The following is a 24,537-nucleotide window of genomic DNA, read 5'->3' as shown; positions in this document are numbered from 1 at the left end:
GTCATCCTCCCAGATAAGCGTCGATAACCATCTGGTTTGACCGGATTTCTTCGGGTTTGCCTTCAGCAATGATGCGGCCTTCCGCCAGCACAATAATCCGCGTGCAAAGGCTCATGACGAACTCCATATTGTGTTCGATGACCACGAAAGTCGTTCCATGTTCGGCATTATAGGCGACCAAACGATCTTTGAGATTGGCAAGCATCGTCAGATTGACGCCGCCGGCCGGTTCATCGAGCAGAACAAGACTGGGGCCTGCCATGAACGCCATCGCCGCATCGACCAGCTTTTGCTGGCCATAAGAAAGCGACCCTGCCAATTCATCACGCAGATGGTTGAGACGGAAGAACGAAATCATCTGTTCCGCTTCTTCGGTCAGTCCGGCATCGCCCGGTCCAAACAGCCGGGAAACCATGGTTCCCTTGTGTTCCTGACCTGCCAGAATGATGTTCTCAAGCACGGACATCTTCGGGAAGACGGAAAGCTGCTGGAAAGTGCGTCCGACGCCAAGCTTGCTGAGGTCGGACGCCCGCATGCCGGAAACGTTCTTGCCATTGACCTGCACTTCACCGCCATTGGGCTGAAGCTGGCCAAGAATGCAGTTGAACAGCGTCGACTTGCCGGAGCCGTTCGGTCCGATCAGTCCGAGAATCTCGCCCTGATTGACGTCGAATGACACGTCGCGAACGGCGTGAATGCCGCCGAAACGCTTCTCGATATTGCGTACGGAAAGTACAGGACTGCTCATTTCAGCCGCGCTCCTTCGCTCATGTCACCGCGAAGCTGACGCTTCGGCCAGAATTTTTCGCGGAACTTGCCCCACACTCCGATCAAACCCGAAGGCACGAAGACCAGCATGACAATCACCAGCACGGAATAAATGATGAGATAGTAGCCTTCCGTGAAGCGAAGCACTTCCGGCAGCAAAATGACGACTGCGGCTCCGATGAAGGGACCGAAGAAGAAGCCTGCGCCACCCACAACGACCATCAGCAAAATGCGCAGTGAATGGACGAGACCAAAGGAACCCGGCTCGATAAACTGAACCAGCGGTGTGATCAGCGATCCGGCAAGCCCGCCATAGACGGAGCCGATGGCAAACGCCAGAAGCGTGATGCGACGTGTATCAACGCCAAGGCTTTCAGCCCGGATGGGGTTTTCCCGCAGAGCCTTGAAGGCGCGGCCCCATGGGGAACGTACGATGCCCCACATGATCAACGCGGCTATGATCGTCACGCCAAGCGTGAAATAGTAGAACGGCATCTGCTTGGTCGTTGCGAAAAGACCAAGATCAGGACGCGGCATGCCGACAAGACCGTAATTCCCGCCGGTCAACCATTCTTCGTTGCGCAACACCAGAAAGACCAGAGTGTTGAAGGCAAGCGTCACAAAGGCCAGAAAGTGTCCTTTGACGCGCAGAGCTGGATATCCCAGCACAAGGCCGACGATAAAACACAGGACGAGGCCAAGCGGCATTGCCAGAAACCAGTGCCATCCGGCCAGTGTCAGAAGGGCCGTCGTATAGGCGCCAATCGCCATGAAGGAAGCCTGCGCCAGTGAGATCTGACCTGCATAACCAAGCGTCAGGTTAAGCCCCATCGCGGCAATCGAGAAGATCAGCCAAGATGTCAGCACATAGATGATATAGTTGCCCTGCCCAATCGGTGCGAGCAGTGATAAGAGCAACAATATGGCAATAGAAATATTGCGTTTATGCGCGGTCATCACACGGTCCTCCCCTCGGAAGTGCCCATAATGCCCTGTGGCCGCACGAGGATGATCACGATCAACAATACCAGCGGCAGCGCCGCGCGATATTGCGCAGTAACATAAGCCGCCGTGAGATTATCGAGAACGCCGATCAGCAATCCGCCAACGAGCGCGCCACGGATCTGGTTGAAACCGCCGACGATGGCCGCGATGAAGGCGATAAGGCCAAGCGTTTCGCCATTGGAGAATTTGGCGAGATAGACTGGGCTGATCAGATAGGACGCAAGCGCCGCCAGAGCCGCATTGATCAGAAACGTATAGAGGATCATGCGCTTGACATTGACGCCGAGTATCTCAGCCACCGCTGGATTTTGTGCGGTTGCCTGCATGCAGCGCCCCGTACGTGTCCGGTTGAGGAACAATGTCAACAAAACGACAATACCCAGCGATAGTCCCAGATTGAGCATGTCTCGCAGCGAAAGGACCGCGCCGAAAACATCAATGGGATCGTTCGGGAACATTGACGGGAACGGTTGCGCTTCTGCCGAATAGAACTCTTTCACGCTCTCTTTCAGCAAGATGCCCAAAACCATCGTCGCGATGATCAGCGTGATACCCCCATGGGGCAGGATCGGTTCGACGATCAGCTTCTTGAACAGAAGCCCAAGCACGATCAAGGCGACCACAAGCCCGATGAGCAAAGCAGGCCAGAACGACACGCCGAAAATGGTCATTGCCGCCAGAACGAAGAAGGCCGGCAGCATCACGAATTCACCCTGCGCGAAGTTCACGGTCTGGGCAGCCTGCCAGACCAGCGTGAAACCGATCGCAACGAGTGCGTAAATGGAGCCGGTCGCAAGACCGGATAACAAAACCTGTAGAAACTGGGACATGACTTTACCCGTCTGAGGCGGCAGCCAGGCCGCCGCCTCTGCTGAAAGGATTGATCAGTTTGCCGGGACAGTACCAATGACCGTCGGCACACCGTCCTTCACCTGAACCATGAAGCTTGGGCGGGACATTTCTCCGCGGTCATCCCAGCAGGTGTCGAGAAGCACTTTCGGATAGTCAGCCGCCTTCAGGCAAAGACCATGCATCTTTTCAGCAAATGCTTCCCCGTCGAGCTTGCCCACCATGTCAGTGACATATTTGGTGGTCCAGACGCCGACATAGCCCTTGAGCGCGTCATGCGTTGGCTTACGCTTGTAGGCTTCTTCGAACTTCTTAGAGAATTCGCCGATACCCGGCACCTCGGTTGCGGCAGCGGTGATACCGACATGCGCGATAGCACCGTCAGCCGCACCACCGGCAAGCTCAACCACCTTGGCTTCCGTCAGCGTCACTTCGCCAACCAGAGGCATTTTCAGGCCTTGCTTCTTGGCTTCGATCAGAAAACGCGCGGACTCTTCCTGGTTCATGTAGACGAAGATCGCCTCGGGATTGGCCTGCTTTAGTTTGGCAACGTCGGCGGCATAGTCAGTTTGCGCCTGCTCGGAGGCAACGTCGGCAATGATTTCGATCCCCGCCTTCTTCATTTCCTCAACGAAAACGTCATGGCCACCCTTGCCGAATTCGTTGTTGAGCCACGCGACACCGACCTTCTTCGCCTTCAGCGTGTCGGTGAAGTAGGACGTCAGTGCTGGAACGCCCTTCTGAGCGCCGGTCGAGGTGCGGAACACGAAAGGGTTGCCCTTTTCGACAATGCTCGGCGATTCAGAACCGACGAATTGCGGAATGCTGTTCTGCTGGGCAACCAGCATATTGACCATGGTTGAGCCGGAATAGATCGTGCCGAGAATGGCATAAGCGCCGTCGTCGATGGCCTTCTGCACCAGTGCGCGCGAGACCTGCGGATCGGTCTGGGTATCATATTCACCCAGTTCGACCTTCTTGCCCAGAATGCCGCCGTCAGCATTGACTTCGTCGATTGCGATCTTGATGCCATCGCGCCAGTTCGTGCCTGCCGGAGCACCCGGACCGGACAGTTCGACCACCATGCCGAGCTTGACCACGTCTTCCGCCTGTGCAGCTCCAACAGTCGCGAATATCGCCGTCGACAGCGCCAGAAGTTTCTTACGATAATGCATTTTAGTTCCTCCCCTTAAGTTCATAGAGATCGAGATATAGAGATAAGCCTACCCTTTCGTGGACGTCGGCAACGGAGCGCGACCGCTATGGTGCAGATGCCCGTCGTGACCAGTCAGAAAATCCGCCAGGACCTCCGCCTGCGCATCGAACATTCCAGCACCAATCATTGTCTGGCAGCCCCGTTTTCTAGCTTCCTCAATAAATGGCGATACGTGCGGTTTGGTAATCACGCAAGCAGCAAACTGCTCTGAACGCAACTTTGTTACGTTTACCGGTAAGGGATCGTTCGATTTCATGCCCATCGGTGTCGCATTTGCAATCAAATCGAACCCGGATGGATCGTCGCTCCCCATAGCGACCTTACCCGTATAACGAGCATCAAGCTTGCGGATCACAGAATCACGTTTCTCTCCGTCAACATCGTGAATAGCGAGGCGGGCGGCACCCCGCCTCAGCATTTCCAGCGCAATGGCCGTTCCCGCACCGCCGCACCCGACGAGAAGCACAGTTTTCCCCTGGACATCGAACCCTTCCCGCTCGATCCCGTTGAGAAAGCCGATCCCATCCGTATTGTCGCCATACCAACCATTTTCGACCCGTCGAACGACATTGACCGCCTCAATGCAAACCGCATTGTCCGTTAGCCCTGTGCAGAGCTGAAAGGCCTGCTGCTTATGCGGTATCGTCACCAGCAAGCCGCCGACGTTATCGACCTCTATTAATGTGCTGAAAACGGCAGACAGACCGGATGATGAGACATGGAATGGAACAACAAGCGCATTTTGACCGCGCGCCCGGAACAGTTCCGTCATGACTTCTGGCGAACGCACCTGCTCAATCGGGTCGCCCACCACAGGGAAAAGACGAGATGCTCCATTAGGAAACGGATTCAAGTCCTTCAAATGTCGGGCACTATTGTCATGCGTCATTTCTGTACTGATCCCGGTCTGCGCGCTCGTTCTTGCGTCCTTCCATGATCAGCTTAGCGAATGGTAGAGATAATATCGCCTACCAAATCAACAGCAATCCTTAACATCATGTTAATTCACACGCTTCAGTCTTGACGACTGAATGAACTCACAGCATTCATCTCCTGACGCAGCACATCAATGAAATGTTCGGCGTAGACGGAAAGCGGCAGATCGTTGCGGTAGGCGATGTAAGTATGAAAGGCGCTCTCGGCGTCAATTGGAATGCTCTTCAGCCCCCGTACCACGCCATGCGCGACGGTAAACTCGTCGATGATTGCAATGCCGAGCCCTGCCGCCACCAGACTGCACACGGTCGTTCCAAAACGGGCTTTGATATTCATGCGATAATCGAGGCCTGCATTGGTGAACATTGCCGCCATGATTGCTCCATATGGATCTTTCGGATTAATGCCGATCAGCGGATATTCCGACATTTCCTCCGGCGTTATCTTTTCCCTCGAAGCCAGCGGATTGGCTTCCGGCACAATGCAAAGCAATCGGCCCTTCGCAAGCGGCTCGAACTTGATCAGCGGATGCTCGAAGCGCGATGATATTGCAACGATCTCACCGCGCCCTAACAGAAGATAATCAACGGCTTCTTCGATTTTGAGAATGTTCAGGTCGAGGTTGAGGTCGCTGTAACGCTCCCGTACCTTTGCCACAGCACGCGGCACCATGACATTGGCGATGCTCGGCACGGAAGCCACGCAAAGTTCCTGCGCTTTGCCGTTGCTCAAATCTGCAACAGCCGATTGCAGGTCGTCTATTTTCCGATGCACCGTATCCAACAAATCGAAGATGTTGCGGGCCTGCGACGTTGGAACATAGCGCCCACCACGACGATCAAAAAGCCGGATGCCAAGCGAATCTTCCGAATATTTCATCAGCCTGCTGATGCCCGGAGCGGAGACATTCAAGAGCTTGGCCGCGCCAGCAATCGTCCCGGTCACCATGATGGCCCGGATCACTTCGATTTGTCGCAATGTCAGCATTTGTTTCCCGCCTGTTTATTCATTACACAGGCATATTCAACAAATGTAGCCGGAATTGCCACAGCTTCCTACAAAACCCATAGAATCCTTAAGTCACCGACGGGATCATGACATTCGAACGAAGCAGCTAAGGCATATTCTTCATCATTTCCGGGCTCATCGGCATCATGTTCTCATTGAGATGATGCATAACCCAAAGTGATCCAGCCAGTGCGATGCCGACAATGATGAGTGTAAAGATCAGCGCCATCAGCGTCCAACCACCTTCGGAGCGTGGGCTCATGTGCAGGAAATAGACCATGTGAACAACAATCTGGACAGCGCCAATGCCCATGACCAGCATGGCAGTCAACTGCCTGCTGGCGAAGACATCGCCCATGACGAGCCAGAATGGGATGGCGGTGAGAATAACCGACAGGACAAAGCCTGTCATGTATCCGCCAAAGGTCGCATGGACTTCGTCCGCGCGCGACCCATGATTGTCGTGATGGCCCGATTGGGCTCCGTGGTGCTCGCCTTGTACGCTCATCCCAGAACTCCCAACAAATATACAAAGGAGAATACGCCAATCCATATAACGTCGAGAAAATGCCAGAACATCGAAAGGCACATCAATCGTCTGCGGTTCTCGACAATCAGGCCATGACGTACGACCTGCAACATCAGCGTGACCAACCAGATGATGCCGAAGCTGACGTGCAGGCCGTGGGTACCGACGAGCGTGAAAAATGAGGATAGGAATGCCGAACGGCCCGGCCCGGCGCCTTCGCGAATAAGATGGCTGAATTCATAAATTTCGATTGCAAGAAACAATGCGCCGAAAATGCCGGTGATGCCCAACCAGAACAGCGTTGCGGTCTTGTCATCGCGCTGCATCTGCAGCATGGCGAAACCATATGTGATCGATGACAGGAGCAGCATTGCAGTGTTGATAGCCACCAGATTAAGGTCAAACAGGTCTGCCGGCGACGGTCCGGCAGCGTAGTTGCGACCAAGCACGCCATAGGTAGCAAAGAGAACAGCAAAGATCAGGCAGTCACTCATCAGATAGAGCCAGAAGCCCAGCATGGTGCCGTTTTCCGGATGATGCTCTTCCGTCAGATAAAACTGTGGCTTCTCGGTTTGGTCCAGATGTGTTTCTGTCATGGTGCGACCTGTCCAGCGAGAAGTTTTGAACGTGCATCTTCTGTCGCCGTCACCGCTTCAGCGGGGATATAGAAGTCACGCTTATAATTGAATGTGTGCCCGATCGCGGCGAACAGCAAAGCGACGAAAGACACAATCGCCAGCCACCAGATGTACCAGATCAAGGCAACCGCAAGAACGACGCTCAACCCGGCAAGAATAACTCCAGCACCCGTATTGCGCGGCATATGGATGGGGCGATAGCCGGTTAGCGGGCGCTCGTAGCCGCGATTTTTCATGTCATACCAGCTGTCGTGATCATGCACGACAGGGGTGAAAGCAAAGTTATAGTCCGGCGGCGGTGATGATGTTGACCACTCAAGCGTCCGTCCGCCCCATGGATCGCCAGTCAGATCGCGCAGTTGTTCCCGCTTCAAATAGCTGACCACCAGCTGAATGAGAAAGGATGCAATGCCGAGTGCAATCAGAAACGCTCCAAAGGCAGCCAGAACAAACCATATCTGCAACGATGGATCTTCAAACTGGCTGACGCGGCGCGTAACGCCTTTAAGGCCCAGAACGTAGAGCGGCATGAAAGCAAAAAGAAAGCCGATCTGCCAGAACCAGAAGCTCATGGTGCCCCAGAATGGATCGAGTTTATATCCGAAGGCCTTCGGCCACCAGTAGACAAGTCCCGCCATGAGTCCGAAGACAACGCCACCAATAATCACATTATGAAAATGCGCAATGAGAAAGAGCGAATTATGCAACACGAAATCCGCAGGTGGAATGGCGAGCATCACGCCAGTCATGCCGCCGATCACGAATGTCACCATGAACCCTAACGTCCAAAGCATCGGCACTTCATAGCGGATGCGTCCCCGATACATCGTGAAGAGCCAGTTGAACATCTTCGCGCCCGTGGGGATGGAGATGATCATCGTCGTTATGCCGAAGAACGCATTGACAGACGCGCCCGACCCCATGGTGAAGAAGTGATGCAGCCACACGAGATAGGAGAGGATCATGATAACGCAGGTCGCATAGACCATTGAAGCGTAACCGAACAGGCGCTTGCCGCAGAATGTCGCCACCACCTCGGAGAAAATGCCGAATGCAGGCAGAACGAGAATGTAGACTTCCGGGTGCCCCCATATCCAGATGAGGTTGATATACATCATCGGATTGCCACCAAGATCGTTGGTGAAGAAATTTGTCCCTACATAACGGTCCAAGGATAGCAGTGCGAGCGTTGCAGTGAGAATGGGGAACGTTGCCACAATGAGAATGTTGGTGCACAAAGACGTCCATGTGAATATCGGCATCTTCATGAACGACATGCCCGGCGCGCGCATCTTGACGATTGTGGCTATCAAATTGATGCCCGACAGGGTGGTGCCGACCCCCGCCACCTGTAAACCCCATATATAATAATCGACCCCGACATCAGGACTGTAATCAATACCGGACAAGGGTGGATAAGCCAGCCAGCCCGTGCGGGCAAACTCTCCAACAAAAAGCGACATCATGATGATGATTGCGCCGCCGGTCGTCATCCAGAATGAGAAATTATTGAGAAACGGAAAAGACACGTCCCGCGCGCCGATCTGAAGCGGCACCACATAGTTCATCAGGCCCGTCACGAATGGCATGGCCATGAAGAAGATCATGATCACGCCATGGGCGGTAAATATCTGATCGTAGTGATGGGGCGGCAGATAGCCCTCATAACCATTAAAGGCGATAGCCTGCTGGATACGCATCATGATCGCATCCGCAAAGCCACGCAAAAGCATGACCAAGGCCAGAACGACATACATGATGCCGATCTTCTTGTGGTCCACGCTGGTGAACCACTCGTGCCAGAGATAACCCCACAGCTTGAAATAGGTAATCAACCCAACAATGGCGATCCCACCAATTGCTACCACGATGAAGGTCAGCAAAAGGATGGGTTCGTGATAGGGTATCGCCTCAAGAGAGAGACGCCCGAAAATCATACTCGTAGGACTGTTTCCGCCAATCATGATAGAACATTCCCGAAGTTATATCTGAAGCGATCACCGCTTTTTCAACTGTGTGGTCTTGTATGTAGGACTGAGACGCAATTCAGCTTCAAGGCATGTTGTGCATGTCATGGCCCTGCTCCTGTTTTGCGTCCGGGGTGGCTGGAACGACCGCCCCGCCCGATTGTGTTTCGTCTTGGCTATATCGATTGTCGTGTTCAAGCTTCGCCTTGTTTTCACGACTGTCGATGCCACCACCGCCCATTCGATCAATATGCATCATGTCGCTCATGCACATCTGGCCGGGACGAACGCACATATTCAATATGGCTTGAAAAAGCCCGTTTTCGACTGCGCCAAAATACCGAACGGGCTCCCGGACACTGGGCTTTTCGAGCTTCAAATAGGTATCGCGGTTCAGCGCGGTTCCGTTCTGCTTGACCTGACTGATCCAAGTGTCGAAGCCGGAATAATCGAGACCGTGAAACTGGAAGCGCATATGTGAAAAGCCTTCACCGCTGTAGTTCGATGAGAAACCTTCATACTCCCCGGCCTTATTGATCACCGCGTGCAGTCGTGTCTGCATTCCGGGCATAGCGTAAATCATGCCCGCAAGTGCTGGAATATAGAAGGAATTCATCACAGATGAGGCGGTGATCTTGAAATCAATCGGCCTGTCGACGGGGGCTGCCATCTCGTTGACTGTGGCCACACCGTACTCCGGATAGAAGAATAGCCACTTCCAGTCGAGCGCCACAACCTCCACAGTCAGTGGCTTTGTTCCTGCCTCGACCGGTCGTGCGCTGTCTATTCTGTCCAGCGGCCTGTAGGGGTCGAGCTTATGCGTGTTGACCCATGTAATCGCACCCAATGCAATGATAATGAGCAAGGGCGCGGTCCAGATAACCACTTCCAGCGCGGTGGAATGATGCCATTCAGGATCGTATTTAGCTGCACTATTGGATTGCCTGTATCGCCACGCAAAGAAAAGCGTGAGGAAAATAACCGGCACAATAATGATCAGCATCAGGATCGTCGATATGACGATAAGGTCCCGCTGCTGGGCTGCAATGTCTCCTGACGGGGACATGACGACCATATTACACCCGGCCAGCCCCAAAAAAAGTGAGGCCAGTATCGTATTTCGTATGAAACTAAAGAATGCGTCCATGTTAAACCCGACCTACATTCTGTTCCTTTAATCATGATAAGGCACAATCGCATTTCGGGAAGACCCATTTTTCAGTTTATGAAATTTTCACGGCAAAGGAGCTTTTAAGCAACTATATCTGCTTTTTTTTTGCCCTGTTCCTTGATATCGTGCCACCGTGCGACATCATAAAGCACATGATACGTTTCCCTCGGAGAGTTTCATGAGTTCGTCCGCCACGCCGACATCGACAGGTCTTGAACAAGACGCGCGACGCATCCACAGCGACGGAAAACCCTTGTCTCCGGGAAACGTCGCCATCGGTGTCGTCATCGGTCGAACATCCGAATTCTTCGATTTTTTCGTTTATGGGCTCGGTTCCATTCTGGTTTTCCCCAAGCTGATTTTCCCGTTCGCGCCTGATGCGGTATCGGCGACATTGATGTCATTTGCCGTCTTCTCGCTCGCATTCATTGCGCGTCCCGTCGGTTCTTTCATCTTCATGTGGATTGACCGCCATTACGGACGAGGAACAAAACTCACGCTCGCCCTCGTTATTTTGGGTGGCTCAACCGCTTCTATCGCGTTCTTGCCCGGCTATGAGACGATCGGTTATTGGGCCGTGTTCCTGCTTGCCTTGTTCCGATTGGGCCAAGGCTTCGCACTTGGCGGTGCCTGGGATGGTCTGGCTTCGCTGCTCAGCCTGAGTGCGCCCCAGAATAAACGGGGCTGGTATGCAATGATACCACAATTGGGAGCGCCTATCGGCTTCGCGCTCGCCAGCATTCTCTTCGCCTACTTCGTACATAATCTCAGCGAAGTAGACTTTCTCGCTTGGGGTTGGCGCTATCCATTCTTCGTTGCCTTCGCGATCAATGTAGTCGCGCTCTTTGCGCGCCTTCGCATCGTTGCGAGCAGTGAATTCGGCGCGGCGATGGAAGCGCAAGAATTGCAGCCGCGACCGGTGTTTGAAATGCTGAGCAAGCATAGCATCGACGTCCTGCTCGGCGCATTCGTGCCGCTGGCAAGCTTTGCCATGTTCCATCTTGTGACGATTTTTCCACTCAGTTGGGTTGTCCTTTCAGGAACGCAGCCGGCAGAACGTTTCCTCTGGGTGCAGGTAGCTGGCGCTGCAATCGGCGTCATCGGCATCATCTTGTCGGGCTTTGTCGCCGATCGCATCGGACGACGCAGCGAATTGATGGTCGGCGCCATCATCATCGCGATATTCAGCTTCTCCGCGCCCTTCCTTCTCGATGCGGGCAGCGCGGGACAAGATGCTTATATCCTGATTGGTTTCGGCGTATTGGGGCTGACATTCGGCCAGTCTTCTGGTGCGGTCTCCTCCCGTTTCACGCAGTATTATCGCTATACCGGTGCGGCACTGACATCGGATCTTGCTTGGCTCGTCGGAGCAGCTTTTGCCCCGCTCGTCGCTCTTGGCCTTGCAAGCAGCCTTGGGATAATTTTCATCGGCGGGTATCTGATATCCGGTGCAATCTGCACGCTGGCTGCCTTGCGCCTGTCGCGGGTATTGGATCACAACTGACGGATATTTCGGCAAGCCAAATCAAGATTGTCTTGCCGAAGATTACTATCGTTTATGCCAACGGCTTATAGGCGATGACGTCCATTTCCACCTTGGCGTCGACCATCAATGGCGATTGCACCGTGGAACGCGCTGGCGGATGGTCGATAAAGTGCTTTTGGAACACAGCATTGAAGCTGGAGAAATCGCGCGCATCATCCAGCCAGACATTCACCTTGACGACATCAGCCAAAGTACAGTCCGCGAGAGCCAGCACGTCCTTGATGTTGGTGATCACCTGCTCGGTCTGGGCAACGATATTGCCCACCACCACCTCACCGTTGAGCGTTGGCACCTGTCCGGAGACATAAACGAAATCGCCGGCCCGAACCGCTTTTGCAAAAGGGCGGCGCTGACCGCCTGCCTGATTGTCAGCCGTCTCGTAACGGATCAGTTTTTCGTTGTTCATATGTCATGCTCCTTATTCAACGATTGAGGTCGCTATCATTCACGCAGCAGATAAGCGTCCGCCCCATTCCGTGAAATCCTGCACCAAATGCCCAGGAGAAACCTCGATATAGTTGCGTTTCGGCGGAACATAATCGAGCGGTCGCAATGGGCTTTTAATTTCTTCGCCAAGTTCCGGGCGCACCAGTCCTCGTGAAGCCGGGTCGGGAATAGGGACGGCCTCTATAAGACGGCGCGTATATGGGTGCTGGGGGTTGCCAAAGATCGCTTCGCGCGGACCAATCTCGACAATTTCGCCGAGATACATCACTGCCACGCGGTGGCTGATCCGCTCAACGACAGCCATGTCATGGCTGATGAAGAGATAGGCAAGATCATGCTGCTCCTGCAAATCAAGCAGGAGATTCGCCACTTGCGCCTTGACCGAAACATCGAGCGCCGAAACCGCCTCATCCGCGACGATCAGCTTTGGCTTCAACGCCAAAGCGCGCGCGATGGAAATTCTTTGTCTTTGCCCGCCTGAAAATTCATGCGGAAAGCGGTCTGCAACCGAAGCCGAAAGCCCTACCTGCTCCAGCAGTTCTGCAACCCGCGCCCTCGCTTCGCCTTTGCCCATCATCTTGTGGGCCAGAATGGGTTCGGCAATCGCCGCGCCAATGCGGATGCGCGGATTGAGCGAGGCAAAAGGGTCCTGGAAAATCATCTGCGCATTGCGCCGCATTTCGCGCAACTGCGACGCACCAAGCTTGGTCACGTCCTGTCCATCAATGACGATATTTCCAGATGTCGGCTGCAGCAGACGCATGATCGTGCGACCGGTTGTCGATTTCCCGCAACCGGATTCTCCTACCAGTGCCAGTGTCTCTCCGGGGCGAAGGTCGAAAGAAACATCTTCAACGGCGTGAATGCGACCGTTTGGAAGTTCAAACCGAACCACAATATTGGTGGCTTCGAGAAGCGGTGCTCGATCCGCAGGCAGGGGCTTTGTCTGCGAGCCCTCGGCAGCTTGTCCGGTTTTCGGATCGACTGCCGGGAACCGTTTTGGAGCCGTTGCGTCTCCCATGGTTCCCAACCGGGGAATGGAAGCGAGCAGAGATTTTGTGTATATTTCTCTCGGCGCAGCAAAGAGTTCTTCCGTACGACCAGTCTCGACCATATCGCCACGGAACATGACCACTGTGCGATCTGCGACCTCTGCAACCACGCCCATATCATGCGTGATGAAGAGAACGGCCATGTTCTCTTCCTGCTGCAACTCACGAATGAGGTGGAGGATTTCGGCCTGTATTGTCACGTCCAGCGCTGTCGTCGGTTCATCGGCGATCAGAAGCTTTGGGCGGCACGCAAGCGCCATCGCAATCATTACCCGCTGGCGCATGCCACCGGAAAATTTATGCGGATATTCTTTCAAGCGGGATCGCGCTGCTGGAATGCGAACGCGCTCCATGAGGCGAACGGCTTCCTCTTCGGCCTGCTTCCAACTCAGTTTTTGATGAAGCACCAAAGCCTCGGCCAATTGATTGCCAATCGTGAAGACGGGATTGAGCGATGTCATCGGTTCCTGAAAGATTATGCCGATGGAGCCGCCGCGCACCGAACGCATTTCCGCTTCCGATACTTTCAGAAGATCGCGCCCATCGAGCAGAATTCGGCCTTCTGACTTTGATTTTGCAGGCGACAGCAATCGCATCGTGGAAAGCGCAGTGACACTTTTCCCCGATCCGCTCTCGCCGACAATGGCAACCGTCTCGCCAGCATTCACATGGAAATTGATATCGCGGATGACGGGCCGCCAACCCTCTGCGGTCTTGAACGATGTCGTGAGGTTCTCCACCAACAAAACCGGGCGGGTATCACTGCTGGACTCTTGATACATGGTCAGCTTTCCTTCGCGAGACGCGGATCAACCAGATCGCGCAGGCCATCGCCGACAAGTTGCAGCGAGAGGACGGAGAAGACGATGGCAAGGCCGGGAAACAACATGAGCCAGGGCGCGTTGTTCATATATTCCCGTCCCGATGCCAACATGGTTCCCCAGGTCGGCATATCCGCCGAAACGCCAACGCCTAAGAACGATAGGCTTGCCTCTGCCAGCATTGCAGATGCGAAGACGAATGTTGCCTGTACCAGAATGGGAGAGGCCAGATTGAGCAGTACGTGACGTAACAATATCCGCCAGGTGGGAAGTCCCAGCGAAATTGCCGCCTCGATATAGGGCATCTCGCGGATCACCAATGTCGAGCCGCGCACGATACGCGCAAGTCGTGGCGCATAGGTGATCCCAAGCGCAATGATGACGGTCATCAACGAAGGGCCAAGTGCTGCAACAAGCGCAATCGCAAGCAGAATATCCGGGAAGGACATCATCGCGTCGAGCAGTCTGGAGATAGGCGTATCCAGCTTGCGAAAATATCCGGCCGTTACGCCGAGTATGACGCCCAGAATGGTCGAGATCATAACCACACCAAGACTGACGAGCAGCGAAACGCGTCCCGCAAAGATCGCGCGCGAGAAATTATCGCGTCCGAATTCATCCGTGCCGAAAATATGCTTCCAGGAAGGGCCCTGAAGCTTGTTCACGATAGAAAGTTTGTTCGGTGCATAAGGTGCAACCCAAGGTGCGAGAATAGCTGCCAGCACCACGGCGAGCAGGATCAGCGCACCGAGCAAGATCGCCCGATTGCCGAACAGACGTCGAAAGCCCGACGCAAAGGGCATGGAGAAAGAAGCGAGCGTCACAGGCGTACCCTCGGATCTACGAGAATATAGAGCATATCGACCACAAAATTGATCAGTACATAGATAGCGGCCACGACCAACAGCGTTCCTTGGATCACCGGATAGTCGCGGCGGAGCACCGCCGACACCACCAGATTTCCAATGCCCGGCAGACCGAATACCGTCTCCGTTACGACGGCACCCGCGACCAGCATCGCGATGGAAAGTCCAATGACGGTGATAATGGGCACAAGCGCATTCTTGAAGGCATGCTTCAGGATCACGCGGCCTTCGGTGGCGCCCTTTGCGCGTGCCGTCCGCACATAGTCATCCCCCAGCACATCAAGCATGGCTGCCCGGGTAAAGCGGGTGATGAGTGCGGAATTGACCACGCCAAGCGCGACGGCGGGCAAGATCAGATGGTGCAATCGTTCCAGAAAGCTAGTGTCGGGACCACCATAACCGGATGCCGGGAACCAGCCATATTGAACCGCGAAAATCTGGATAAGGAGCAAGCCCAACCAGAAACTTGGCACGCTTGCAGCTACCATGGTCAGCACGACCACAGTCTGATCGAAGAAGGTTCCTCGTTTCACGGCTGAGAAAACCCCGACCGGCAAGGCGATCAGCACCGCGATCAATATGGAGAACAGCGTGAGAAAGAATGTCGGCTCCGCACGCGAAGCAAGGGCTTTCGTCACCGGCTGGTTGAGAAAGATGGACTGACCAAGATCGCCTTGGAAAATGCCCAGCACGAACTGGCCGTATTGCACCAGAAGGGGCGCATCCAGCCCCATCCGTGCTCTCAAATCTGCAATGTCCTGCGGGGTCGCGTCAGACCCCAGCATGACGGCAGCGGGATCGCCCGGCGTAACCCGGACAATGACGAATACAACTGTCACGACAAGGGCAAGCACAACGGCCATGCCTATCAAGCGGTGCAACAGTGCCCGGGCGATCCTCGACATGGTCTGCCTCACTTCTTCGGGGCTACATTCCAGAAATGCGGCCAGTAGGTTGGCGTGTAACCGGCAACCCCGTTCGCAACACCGGAAACCGCATTGAAATTGCCGACCTTATAGAGCGGAGCATCATCATAGATGACAGTCTGGATGCCTTCCCACGCCTTCTGCTTGGCTTCATCGGTCGTCGCATCCATATAGGTCGCGACGGCTTTGGCTTTCTGGTCCGACACATACCAGCCCGGATATGTATCGGTGATGGTGTTGATCGTCGTCGGATCTCCCGGGAAATTCGAATGGGTGATGAAGATATCCCATTCCTTCGGATCGGCGCGACGCGTCGTCAGCGTAGCCCAGTCGACAACCTGCATATCAACTTTGAAGCCTGCCGCTTCAAGATAGGCTTTCGCCACCTCACCGATCTTGTAATGGAACTCATATTGGCGGCTGGTCAAGAGCCGGATCGGCGTGCCGTCATATCCGGCATCCTTCAGGAGCTTGGCAGCTGTTTCAGGGTCGCCTTCGCCATAGCGGGCCACGCCGGCTTCAGTGTGCCAGAACGACCCTTCAGGGAAGATGGAGCCATCGACGCTGTAAAAACGGTCATCGGAGAAAGCTGCGAGCATCATGTCGGATGCATTGAGCGCGGCCTGAACCGCCTGACGCAGTTCCTTTTTGACGAGCGCGCCTTCCTTCATGTTGATATTCATGGAGGCCCAGCCCGAGTTCTTGAAGATGACTGGTTTGGCCTTCCCGCTTGCTTCAACACGCTCATAGGCGCTGACGGGAAGCGAGTCTGCGAAATCAAACTGTCCGGAAATCAGTCCTTCAACGCGGGTGTTGGCATCGGGAACGGGCACAAAGCGCAGTTCCTTGGCAATGGCCTCGCGCTTACCCGCATAATTGCTCGGCTCGCCTTTGGGAGACTTATAATCGTCAAAGCGCACGAGCTGCGTATACTGATCGGGCTTGCGCTCCTTGAGCGCATAGGGGCCGGTGCCGACGAACTGCGTCAGCGTGTCGGCGATGGTCTCGGACGGAATGATGATCGATGCCTGCGATAACGTCGCCAGCAGTGGTGCATAGCGCGACTTGAGTTTGATGATGACCGCATGGTCGCCATCTTCGCTCAGGCTTTCTACGATGCCAGCAACCTGCTTGCCCTTGGAATTGATTTCCATCCATCGCTTCAAGGATGCGACGACGTCCTTGGAGTCAAAATCGCTGCCATCGTGGAACTTCACACCTTCTCTCAAGGAAATCTTGTAAGTCAAACCATCTTCGGAGATTTCCGGCATGCCAGCAGCGAGCAACGGAACCGACTTCCACTGTTCATCATAGGTATAAAGCGTCTCAAAAATATGCTGGTCAATCGTCAGGACAATGTCGGTTGGGGTCTGCATCGCATCCAGTGTTGGCGGCTCGCCGATGGTTGCGATGGTCAGAACGCCATCCGACGATTGCGCGAAAGCCATCACGCTTGAACATAGAAGTGCTGCAGTAGCCCCCAGCAGAAAACGTTTTTTCATGGTTACTCCCCTTTTTATGTAATCGAACCGACTGAGTGTTCGCTGTGGTTAGTCCAGCCCCAGCGGATCGGCGACCCGCGGCCAGAGTTCCAGACTTGCTTTCCGATATGGTGTGACCGCTGGATTGGTTGGGTATGAAGTTGGAGCCGCTATATAGACAATCTCCGAGGCGACAGGCTGGAAACCGGCCTGAAAGTGGTTGGTCGATTTGACGACAAGGAAATCCTTTCGCGCAAAATCGATCCCCATATTGGAGAAGATATCCGGCTCATAGGTCTGTGAGCGGCTGGTAATCAGAATGATATCGATCTGTGTTCCGACAGGACGGATTACCGCGACACGTCCCAGATTGACCCGGCTGTTGCGAAAGCTCTGCCAGCCTGCGTCCACGACCTTCTCGATGGTCACACGCAGATCAAGCGGCTCGCCGCCTTGCCATGACGACTTTCCACCGACACGGATTTCGAGCTCGGCCCCCTCACCTGCCGCATGACAGAAAGCCACGGCGACAGGATCCCAGATGGTGGCTACCGCAAAATTGTCGAGCTTGCGCTCCAGCATGCGGCGCAGAATATAGGTGGCATCACCCGCCACGCCCCCGCCCGGATTGTCCCAGATATCGGAGACAACAACAGGACGCGATGGGTCACTGGCGCGACGTTCCAGGACGCGATCCAGACCAGCTTCCGTATCCAGCATCTCCATGGCCGTAAGCTTTCGCATACGGTACAGTTCATGGCCCAGTTGACGCGCAAGCTGGTCGCCTTTGACCTGGTCATTATCGGTGACAACGATAATCCGCGTCCCCATGTCGGGCGCGTCGCCAGCCATGAAACCATGGATTACGGAAATCGAAAGGATGCCATTCTTGCCCTGCATAGCCACGAGGCGATCCACATAAGATCGCATTGGCTCGCGATTGGTGGGATAAATGGTGATCATGCGACAATCGAAGGTCGAAATGACAGGCTTGATTTCCCCGCGAAGCGTCCGGAGAGCCAGATCAACGACATGTTCTCCACGCTCTTCGAAATCCGTATGCGGGAACTCCAGAAACGTTGCCATGACGTCGAGATTGGCCACACGTTTTGCAGTCAGGTGACTGTGGGGATCAAATTCCGCCGCGATCAGAACATCAGGGCCCACAATTGCGCGTACTTTTTCCAGAAAGTCCCCTTCCGGATCATCGTAGCCCTGCGCCACCATCGCGCCATGCAGACCCAGAACAACCGCATCCAGAGGGAGCGCGGCTTTCAGTTCAGCCAATATGGTATCGCGCAATGTCTCATAGGTCCGGCGTTGTATGAGACCCGCAGGCTCGGCCCAGCACGAGGTGCCTTCGACAACGGTAAAGCCCTCCGCTTTACCGCGACGGCGCAAGATCGGCACAACGGATGAACACAAGGTCGGTGTTTCCGGGTGTTCGCCGGGCTTGGCATAAAAGGCTGCCTTAAATGCATCCATATCCGTTGGAACGGGTGAAAATGTATTTGTTTCCGTAGCCATCGAGGCCGTGAATATGCGCATGGTATGGTTCCAGGTCTATGGCTTAATCAGAGGACATGACGCCATCTGTTCGCACGCAAAGCTCGCCAATGCGCGCTCGTTTCAGGTTTGTCGCTCACGTCCTGTACGCAAAACAGTTCACGCAGACTGGCGACAATTCCGACGCAACAATTTGAAATAGGGATATGATGGTGATCTCCGCCTCGTGTTCGCCCTTTGATTATTTTGTAATTTATTTTCTCGATAATGCGTCGAATATTGTCCGTGTCAACAGGATATCGCGCAATGAACTACGAAACTGGCGTTAAGATGAAAATTTATGAAATTGATTTTCATGAAGCGGCAGCGGACCCCGCCGCGATGATGAGCGGAAAATGCATGCTCATTCAATGCCTTTAAGGCGGCTCTCAATGCTTCATGGGATATGAATTTACTTATCAGATGAAAAAGGAGCCGAAAAATTCGGCTCCTTTTTCATGTTTTCTGCTCACTTTTTTCAACGTTAGGCCGTCATTTCACGCCACCATTGGCGCACAACTCACCAAACGGTCCCACGTGCGGCAACATCTTCAACACGAGTCACCACACCGTCACGATGAAAGACCATGCGATCGAACAGGTTGCTGACGACACATGTGTGATTGGGGATGACCCGAACAACAGCACCCACCGGCGCGAAATCTTGTTTGCAATCCGTCAGATCGACCACACCGTGCTCTTCCGAAAGGGAAACAATCCGCGCGCCCTCAAAGCCTTCGATAACGCCATGGTCAACAAAACCAAGCAGGTCCGATGTCAGAGCTTTGGAACCGCAATCCAGCACGGCCCTGCCCGGCGCGGGTCTGGAAACTACAGTTGCAAGAATATGCATGGCAAGATTCTCATTGGTGCAGTGCCCTGCCCTAACCATGCTGCGGTCGTTATAGACATAGGTGCCAGCGCGGTGTTCAGTCGCTGACGGTACGAGATGCGCGGAATAGAGGTCCGGCGAGCCGCCATTCGACCGGATCGGGCAATCTATTCCTTTCGCGGCCAGCTTTTCCATCGTCTCGACGATGAAATTTTCGACTTGCGCCGCGCCTCCCGCCGCCGGGTAAGTCAGGATGCCTGCAAAACGAAGACCGGGCTTGGCGGAGATCACTTCAGCCAATGCCACAGCGGCATCCGGCGTCTGGACGCCGCATCGCTTGCCGCCTGTGTTGCATTCCACCAACACCGCAAGCGGTCGCTCGGCATCAAAGGTTTCAGCAAGCCCCTTGATCGTGACTTCACTATCGACAGTCACTTTTAAAGCGCCGATTTTCGCATTGAGTATTTTCAACCGCGCGAGCTTTGCAGCTCCGAGAATATTGTAGGTTATCAGAATGTCATCGAAACCGGCCTCGGCAAAAACCTCCGCCTCGGTGATCTTTTGGCAATTGATGCCTTTGGCGCCCGCTTCAAGCTGTAGCCTTGCGATGGAAGGTATCTTGTGCGTTTTGATATGCGGACGAAAAGCCTTCCCGTGCTGGTCGAAATAAGCCTGCGCGCGGGCAATATTCGAGGCCATACGGTCTTCATCGATGATGGGCATTGGGGTCGGGATATTTTCAACAGGCGTGCCTGCTTCTGGCCAAGGGAACGTCATGGATTGCCTCTTCGGGTACGGTGCGCGATTGTTGTCGACGGTGTATATTATTTTCTTGATTAACCTCGTGTGAGAGATAACCATTGATCAGAACGCGGAAAATTTCCATAGTCATGTAATTATTTTTCATCAGCAGGGATATGGAAAAGAGACCGCAAAGCGCTGTTTCCTTCTCGACCGGAGTTCCAATGGACGTCATTCACGCATTGTCGGACAAGGAAGGCAAACTTTCCGGTCTCGAAAAAAAGCTCGCAGCCGTGGTGCTGGAAAATGTCGATTTTGTCGTCAATTCCTCGATTGGTGAACTGGCGGAGAAGGCAGGCGTTTCTCCGCCAACCGTAACACGGTTTTGCCGACGGATAGGCTGTCAGGGCTATTCCGACTTCAAGGTGCAACTGGCAAAGATAACCTATGTCGGATTGCGCTATCTGATGCCGGAAACCGAGACCAGCTCGGTGGAGGAAGTCGCCGAAGACATTATAACCAAGGCGCAAAATGCGCTCTTCCAGTTACACCGGCAACTCGATCTCGCCGCAATAGAACGGGCCGCCCACCTGATCCGTGGGGCTGAATTTATTCAGGCCTTCGGCGCGACGGGCAACTCAGCCATGATTGCCAATGAACTCCACAACCGGTTGTTCCGCCTCGGTTGTCGCATCAATGCATCGACGGACCACAGCATGAACCACATGCTCTCAGCTGCTGCGCTGCCGGGAACGGTTGTCATCGGCTCATCGATTACAGGGCGAGATCGAGAGCTGGTGAATTGCATGAATTTGCTGCGCGCCCGGGCCATTCCCACCATTGCGATAACGCAGAGAAATTCGCCTGTCGCACAGGCTTCCGATGTGTTGATTGCAATTGATCTGGACGAAGGCAAAAATATCTTCCGTCCCACATCCACCCGCTACGCCTATCTGGCCACAATCGACATTCTGGCAAACATGGTTGCCTATGCAGACCGTAACCGCTCCGCGCATGTTCTCCGACAGATCAAGGAAGAGCTTGTCCGCTCCAGGGATGGCGACGACAAACAGGTGCTGGGAGATTAAGCGTTTGTCTCTCAGGCCGCAGTGGTTGCGGCCTGAGAGTTTTAAAATGCGCAGGCGTTAGCGCTGCGCCACCGGCCTGACCAGCGGTGTCACTCGGCGAATGGTAACACGGCGGTTTTCCTGCTCTGGCCCGTCGGTCTTGATCTTCAGGAAGCGCTCACCATAGCCCTGCGTGACGAGATTCTCAGCCGGAATATCATAAACTTCCGTTAGCAGGCTTGCCACTGACTCCGCGCGTTTATCCGAAAGAACGAGGTTCGATCGATCAGAGCCGACAGCATCCGTGTGACCTTCGATGAAGAAGGTTTCGCCGGGGTCTTTGCCAAGGACCTTCTGCATGGCGTCGGCCACCTTGCGCAGCGTTTTAGCCTGCGATAGCGAGACTTCCGCGCTGCCGGTGGCAAAGTGGATGGTGTCCAGATCAATGCGGCGCACCTTATCGCGCAGACGTGCCGAATGACGCACCTCGTCAATCGTATACACGCGTTCAACCCGCTCTACCGGAGGCATGGCCAGGAAGTCATAGAAGTCGCGATCGCGGTCGTCTGTGACGTCAATGATATAATCGCTGACAGGAATTGTGAGACGCATCGGCGGTAGCTCGTAGCCGACATCGGCAATAGCTGCACGGGGTGTATCTTCATAGTCGGGTGCGTAGACCATGAGATATTCGTTGCCGTCGCGATCAATACGGGAACGTTGCACAACATCACCATAGCGATCATAGACAGTCACCACGCGATAGCCGCCGGGACGCACAATCGTTTCGCGCGTGCGGCCGCGCGGCAGCTCATCATAATAGGCTTCTTCAGCATTGCGGCGCAGACGTGGGCGGTCATCGCCGCGCACAAAAATTCGATCTCCCACATTCATAACAACGCGGTTGTCGATTTCTTCAAGCACTTTCACATTGCTGACGTTGTTCGTCACATTGTTGACTGTCGTGTTATTGACGACCGTGTTGTTAACAACGGTGTTGTTCACAATGTTTGTGGTTTCCGGGACAACGAAAGCGGGTGCCTCATCGACGCGCTTTCCCTTTTCCTTCAGATTGGCTTCAATCTTCTTGGGAAGATCGGCCTTGATCTGCTCGGGGATCGCAACCTGAGCGGATGCGTCGTCTGCGGGGGGCGGCGCTGAGGCTTCGGCTTCGCGCTGTTGTCCACGCTGCTTGCGACGTTCCTCGCGAGCCTGATTGCCACCGCTATTATCGGCATCCTTGTCGCTGTCGAGAATCGCAGCACCGTTCTCGACCGGAAGAACCACCGTTTCGTCCGTCTTCGACGGATCTTTCGCGATGGCTTCCTTTTCTGCCGCGGAACGCTCGTCGACGATTGCAGGAACAGGTTCTGGCTTCTTCTCAGCCTCCTCAGGTTGCTCCGCTGGTTGCTGTTCTACCGGCGACGGCTCGCGCTTCTCATTTCCATGCTGTTCTTTGACAGCTGGCTGTTCCGCAGGTTGAACGGGAGTGACTTCACCAGTCTGCGGTTCGGTCGGCTGCACTGGAACAGGTGCAGATTCCGGCTGTGGCGCAGGCTTCTGCGCCTGTGCATCGTCGGCAGGAGCGGGCCTCTTCTTCCGCCGTTCTGCAGGCTCCTTGGCAGTCTCTTCCGATGCTCCGTTTGCATCCGGCCTCTTCGCTGCTGGCTTTTTGTGGGCAGGAACCTTTTGTTCTGGCTCTGCCTCGTCTTTCGGCGCGCTTTCTTCCGATGCAGGCTTCTTCTCTTGGGCTTGGCGCTGCGTCTCTTGCTCTGCCGCCTTCTTTTGCTCGACAGCCTGCTTTTCAGCTTCGTCGGCAGCAGCCTTCGTCTCAGCCTGGCGTTCCGCTGCTTCCTGCTCAGCTTTACGCTGTGCCTGTTCTGCCGCCTTCTGCTGTGCGGCAGCTTCTTCTTCGGCCTTTTTCTGTTCAGCCGCCTGATGCTGCGTTTCCGCTTCAGCCGCCTTGCGTTCTTCAGCCTGCCTTGCAGCCTCTGCCTTTTCCGCCTGCTGCTTTTCTATTTCCTGGCGCTGCGCTTCCGCACGTTCAGCCTGCTTCTGCTCCTCAGCCTGACGATGCCCCTGACCTTCCTCAGAAGGACGCTCGCCTTCTGCCTGTGGCTGTTCAACGGGCTGTTCCTGCGGCGCTTGCTCCTCGCTGTTTTCCTGAGCCACTTGATAGGACTGCGACAGCCTATCCGCGAAAGATGGCTGCGCCAGAACACAGACCGATATCACCGGGATCGCAACAGTAGTGCGAAGCTTGGAACGAATAGACATATATCCTTCTCCTTCTGGAAGGCAGAACTGATAAGCAAAAGGGCCTGCTTCCGATTCCGCACATGCTGGAATGCGAATAGAGGCAAATTGCGGCAACTTCGCAGAAGCGTTACCGCTGTGATCATGAACCGAGGCTGAATGCCGTTTGGGGAGCATCACGTTTGGAAACCGATACACATCGCATCGATTTTCCAGGCGCGGCGATGCCACATTGTGGTTTCGTCATGGTCATCAAAGTGTGAGAATCTGCTCCGCGTGGGAGCAATTGGTGACCGAGCAACTGATGTTCGGCGGCACTATTAATCAGATGTCTTTTTTGTTTTAGCTGCATGGCCGTTCGCTGCCATGCCCGCAGAAAAATTCTGCGCAATATCTGCAAGGGTCACACCCTGAAATCGGCTCAAAAGCAGTCGCTCTGCTTCTTTGAAGACACTTTCAAGCTTTTTATTAACCGCTTGTTCTATAACGCAACCGGGCATGTCATAGGCGGGGCCGACAGCGAAAATAGAAGGTTCCCCGACCGCGCGGTAAATGTCCAAAAGTGTCAGCTGGTCGAGTGGCCGCGCCAGCGTCCAGCCGCCTCCGTGCCCCTTCTCTGAATGCACATAGCCCTCTTTACGTAACCCGGCCATCGTGCGTCGGATCACCACCGAATTGGTATCCAGCATCGCTGCAATTTCTTCAGACGTCAACGCGCCATCATGATGATCCATGTGGATCAAAACATGCAACATGCGAGAGAGCCGACTATCCTGCCTCATATGCGTTCACTCTTTATATCTGCCTGATAGGACTGACCAGTTTATCGAACATTTCCTGTCAGAAAGCAATTTGACACACCGTAAGTTA

At 54.5% G+C, this 24,537-nt stretch carries 21 protein-coding genes; 2 read left to right on the top strand and 19 right to left on the bottom strand.

Going from position 1 to position 24,537, the window contains the following annotated elements; all coding sequences use genetic code 11:
• Nucleotide 1: 1 nt before the first annotated feature.
• The 10 genes from WIX40_RS18620 to cyoA all read right to left on the bottom strand — a co-directional run bounded on the left by WIX40_RS18620 (nt 2) and on the right by cyoA (nt 10,063).
• A complete protein-coding gene (locus WIX40_RS18620; RefSeq protein ID WP_140025283.1) occupies nt 2–748 on the bottom strand; it encodes an ABC transporter ATP-binding protein in 747 nt (248 codons plus the stop codon).
• Nucleotides 745–1,725, bottom strand: coding sequence for a branched-chain amino acid ABC transporter permease (locus WIX40_RS18615; protein WP_339441346.1), 981 nt, complete (start codon nt 1,723–1,725; stop codon nt 745–747). The genes WIX40_RS18620 and WIX40_RS18615 overlap by 4 nt, the downstream gene beginning before the upstream one ends.
• On the bottom strand, nt 1,725–2,603 hold the full coding sequence (locus WIX40_RS18610; RefSeq protein WP_140025281.1) for a branched-chain amino acid ABC transporter permease: 879 nt from the start codon (nt 2,601–2,603) through the stop codon (nt 1,725–1,727). The genes WIX40_RS18615 and WIX40_RS18610 overlap by 1 nt, the downstream gene beginning before the upstream one ends.
• Nucleotides 2,604–2,657: 54 nt before the next feature.
• Nucleotides 2,658–3,797 (bottom strand): ABC transporter substrate-binding protein, encoded by a 1,140-nt coding sequence (locus tag WIX40_RS18605; RefSeq protein WP_124915458.1) that lies wholly within the window; start codon nt 3,795–3,797, stop codon nt 2,658–2,660.
• Between the two features lie 48 nt (nt 3,798–3,845).
• Complete coding sequence (locus WIX40_RS18600; RefSeq protein ID WP_339441342.1) at nt 3,846–4,727, bottom strand: shikimate dehydrogenase family protein; 882 nt, start codon at nt 4,725–4,727, stop codon at nt 3,846–3,848.
• A 125-nt stretch (nt 4,728–4,852) separates the two neighbouring features.
• Nucleotides 4,853–5,761 carry a LysR family transcriptional regulator gene (locus tag WIX40_RS18595; RefSeq protein WP_339441340.1) on the bottom strand — a complete coding sequence of 303 codons (909 nt, stop codon included), beginning with the start codon at nt 5,759–5,761 and terminating at the stop codon, nt 4,853–4,855.
• Between the two features lie 127 nt (nt 5,762–5,888).
• Entirely contained in the window at nt 5,889–6,290 is a 402-nt protein-coding gene (gene cyoD / locus WIX40_RS18590; protein WP_339441338.1) for a cytochrome o ubiquinol oxidase subunit IV, read from the bottom strand.
• Nucleotides 6,287–6,907 (bottom strand): cytochrome o ubiquinol oxidase subunit III, encoded by a 621-nt coding sequence (gene cyoC / locus WIX40_RS18585; RefSeq protein ID WP_339441336.1) that lies wholly within the window; start codon nt 6,905–6,907, stop codon nt 6,287–6,289. The genes cyoD and cyoC overlap by 4 nt, the downstream gene beginning before the upstream one ends.
• Nucleotides 6,904–8,913, bottom strand: coding sequence for a cytochrome o ubiquinol oxidase subunit I (gene cyoB / locus WIX40_RS18580; RefSeq protein WP_339441334.1), 2,010 nt, complete (start codon nt 8,911–8,913; stop codon nt 6,904–6,906). Before cyoB ends, cyoC begins: the two co-directional genes overlap by 4 nt.
• 88 nt (nt 8,914–9,001) lie before the next feature.
• A complete protein-coding gene (gene cyoA / locus WIX40_RS18575) occupies nt 9,002–10,063 on the bottom strand; it encodes a ubiquinol oxidase subunit II (protein ID WP_339441332.1) in 1,062 nt (353 codons plus the stop codon).
• 202 nt (nt 10,064–10,265) lie between these two features.
• On the opposite strand from cyoA, the gene WIX40_RS18570 reads away from it, so the two are divergent.
• On the top strand, nt 10,266–11,591 hold the full coding sequence (locus WIX40_RS18570; RefSeq protein ID WP_339441331.1) for an MFS transporter: 1,326 nt from the start codon (nt 10,266–10,268) through the stop codon (nt 11,589–11,591).
• 52 nt (nt 11,592–11,643) lie between these two features.
• Here the strand turns inward: WIX40_RS18570 and WIX40_RS18565 are convergent, their stop codons facing one another.
• The 7 genes from WIX40_RS18565 to WIX40_RS18535 form a co-directional block, all read right to left on the bottom strand.
• The gene (locus WIX40_RS18565; RefSeq protein WP_339441330.1) at nt 11,644–12,039 is read right to left on the bottom strand and encodes a RidA family protein; all 396 of its coding nucleotides are present in this window, start codon (nt 12,037–12,039) and stop codon (nt 11,644–11,646) included.
• Between the two features lie 39 nt (nt 12,040–12,078).
• Nucleotides 12,079–13,914 carry an ABC transporter ATP-binding protein gene (locus WIX40_RS18560; RefSeq protein ID WP_339441329.1) on the bottom strand — a complete coding sequence of 612 codons (1,836 nt, stop codon included), beginning with the start codon at nt 13,912–13,914 and terminating at the stop codon, nt 12,079–12,081.
• 2 nt (nt 13,915–13,916) lie between these two features.
• Nucleotides 13,917–14,756, bottom strand: coding sequence for an ABC transporter permease (locus WIX40_RS18555; protein ID WP_339442347.1), 840 nt, complete (start codon nt 14,754–14,756; stop codon nt 13,917–13,919).
• Between the two features lie 17 nt (nt 14,757–14,773).
• Complete coding sequence (locus WIX40_RS18550) at nt 14,774–15,724, bottom strand: ABC transporter permease (protein WP_371830807.1); 951 nt, start codon at nt 15,722–15,724, stop codon at nt 14,774–14,776.
• Nucleotides 15,725–15,732: 8 nt separating this feature from the next.
• On the bottom strand, nt 15,733–17,247 hold the full coding sequence (locus tag WIX40_RS18545) for an ABC transporter substrate-binding protein (RefSeq protein WP_339441327.1): 1,515 nt from the start codon (nt 17,245–17,247) through the stop codon (nt 15,733–15,735).
• Between the two features lie 48 nt (nt 17,248–17,295).
• A complete protein-coding gene (locus tag WIX40_RS18540) occupies nt 17,296–18,774 on the bottom strand; it encodes a M81 family metallopeptidase (RefSeq protein ID WP_339441325.1) in 1,479 nt (492 codons plus the stop codon).
• 517 nt (nt 18,775–19,291) lie between these two features.
• Nucleotides 19,292–20,380: a D-TA family PLP-dependent enzyme gene (locus WIX40_RS18535; protein WP_339441324.1), complete on the bottom strand. Its 1,089-nt coding sequence runs from the start codon at nt 20,378–20,380 to the stop codon at nt 19,292–19,294.
• A 188-nt stretch (nt 20,381–20,568) separates the two neighbouring features.
• On the opposite strand from WIX40_RS18535, the gene WIX40_RS18530 reads away from it, so the two are divergent.
• The gene (locus WIX40_RS18530) at nt 20,569–21,432 is read left to right on the top strand and encodes a MurR/RpiR family transcriptional regulator (protein ID WP_339441323.1); all 864 of its coding nucleotides are present in this window, start codon (nt 20,569–20,571) and stop codon (nt 21,430–21,432) included.
• A gap of 57 nt (nt 21,433–21,489) precedes the next feature.
• Here the strand turns inward: WIX40_RS18530 and WIX40_RS18525 are convergent, their stop codons facing one another.
• Both WIX40_RS18525 and WIX40_RS18520 read right to left on the bottom strand, forming a co-directional pair.
• The gene (locus WIX40_RS18525; protein WP_339441322.1) at nt 21,490–23,688 is read right to left on the bottom strand and encodes an OmpA family protein; all 2,199 of its coding nucleotides are present in this window, start codon (nt 23,686–23,688) and stop codon (nt 21,490–21,492) included.
• A gap of 299 nt (nt 23,689–23,987) precedes the next feature.
• Complete coding sequence (locus WIX40_RS18520) at nt 23,988–24,449, bottom strand: RrF2 family transcriptional regulator (RefSeq protein WP_339441320.1); 462 nt, start codon at nt 24,447–24,449, stop codon at nt 23,988–23,990.
• Nucleotides 24,450–24,537: the final 88 nt, after the last annotated feature.

Origin of the sequence: Ochrobactrum teleogrylli (assembly GCF_037482325.1) — a bacterium.
In the GTDB taxonomy this organism is placed as follows: Bacteria; Pseudomonadota; Alphaproteobacteria; order Rhizobiales; family Rhizobiaceae; genus Brucella; species Brucella teleogrylli.
This window is presented reverse-complemented; position numbering and strand designations above follow the sequence as displayed.

Coding starts and splice junctions, on each gene's coding strand:
- cyoD (WP_339441338.1), bottom strand. CDS start 6,290: ATGAGCGTACAAGGCGAGCACCACGGAGCCCAATCGGGCCATCACGAC.
- WIX40_RS18560 (WP_339441329.1), bottom strand. CDS start 13,914: ATGTATCAAGAGTCCAGCAGTGATACCCGCCCGGTTTTGTTGGTGGAG.
- cyoC (WP_339441336.1), bottom strand. CDS start 6,907: ATGACAGAAACACATCTGGACCAAACCGAGAAGCCACAGTTTTATCTG.
- WIX40_RS18620 (WP_140025283.1), bottom strand. CDS start 748: ATGAGCAGTCCTGTACTTTCCGTACGCAATATCGAGAAGCGTTTCGGC.
- WIX40_RS18540 (WP_339441325.1), bottom strand. CDS start 18,774: ATGCGCATATTCACGGCCTCGATGGCTACGGAAACAAATACATTTTCA.
- WIX40_RS18530 (WP_339441323.1), top strand. CDS start 20,569: ATGGACGTCATTCACGCATTGTCGGACAAGGAAGGCAAACTTTCCGGT.
- WIX40_RS18595 (WP_339441340.1), bottom strand. CDS start 5,761: ATGCTGACATTGCGACAAATCGAAGTGATCCGGGCCATCATGGTGACC.
- WIX40_RS18520 (WP_339441320.1), bottom strand. CDS start 24,449: ATGAGGCAGGATAGTCGGCTCTCTCGCATGTTGCATGTTTTGATCCAC.
- WIX40_RS18610 (WP_140025281.1), bottom strand. CDS start 2,603: ATGTCCCAGTTTCTACAGGTTTTGTTATCCGGTCTTGCGACCGGCTCC.
- WIX40_RS18615 (WP_339441346.1), bottom strand. CDS start 1,725: ATGACCGCGCATAAACGCAATATTTCTATTGCCATATTGTTGCTCTTA.
- WIX40_RS18535 (WP_339441324.1), bottom strand. CDS start 20,380: ATGACGTTCCCTTGGCCAGAAGCAGGCACGCCTGTTGAAAATATCCCG.
- WIX40_RS18565 (WP_339441330.1), bottom strand. CDS start 12,039: ATGAACAACGAAAAACTGATCCGTTACGAGACGGCTGACAATCAGGCA.
- cyoA (WP_339441332.1), bottom strand. CDS start 10,063: ATGGACGCATTCTTTAGTTTCATACGAAATACGATACTGGCCTCACTT.
- WIX40_RS18545 (WP_339441327.1), bottom strand. CDS start 17,247: ATGAAAAAACGTTTTCTGCTGGGGGCTACTGCAGCACTTCTATGTTCA.
- WIX40_RS18600 (WP_339441342.1), bottom strand. CDS start 4,727: ATGACGCATGACAATAGTGCCCGACATTTGAAGGACTTGAATCCGTTT.
- WIX40_RS18550 (WP_371830807.1), bottom strand. CDS start 15,724: ATGTCGAGGATCGCCCGGGCACTGTTGCACCGCTTGATAGGCATGGCC.
- WIX40_RS18605 (WP_124915458.1), bottom strand. CDS start 3,797: ATGCATTATCGTAAGAAACTTCTGGCGCTGTCGACGGCGATATTCGCG.
- WIX40_RS18525 (WP_339441322.1), bottom strand. CDS start 23,688: ATGTCTATTCGTTCCAAGCTTCGCACTACTGTTGCGATCCCGGTGATA.
- WIX40_RS18570 (WP_339441331.1), top strand. CDS start 10,266: ATGAGTTCGTCCGCCACGCCGACATCGACAGGTCTTGAACAAGACGCG.
- WIX40_RS18555 (WP_339442347.1), bottom strand. CDS start 14,756: ATGCCCTTTGCGTCGGGCTTTCGACGTCTGTTCGGCAATCGGGCGATC.
- cyoB (WP_339441334.1), bottom strand. CDS start 8,913: ATGATTGGCGGAAACAGTCCTACGAGTATGATTTTCGGGCGTCTCTCT.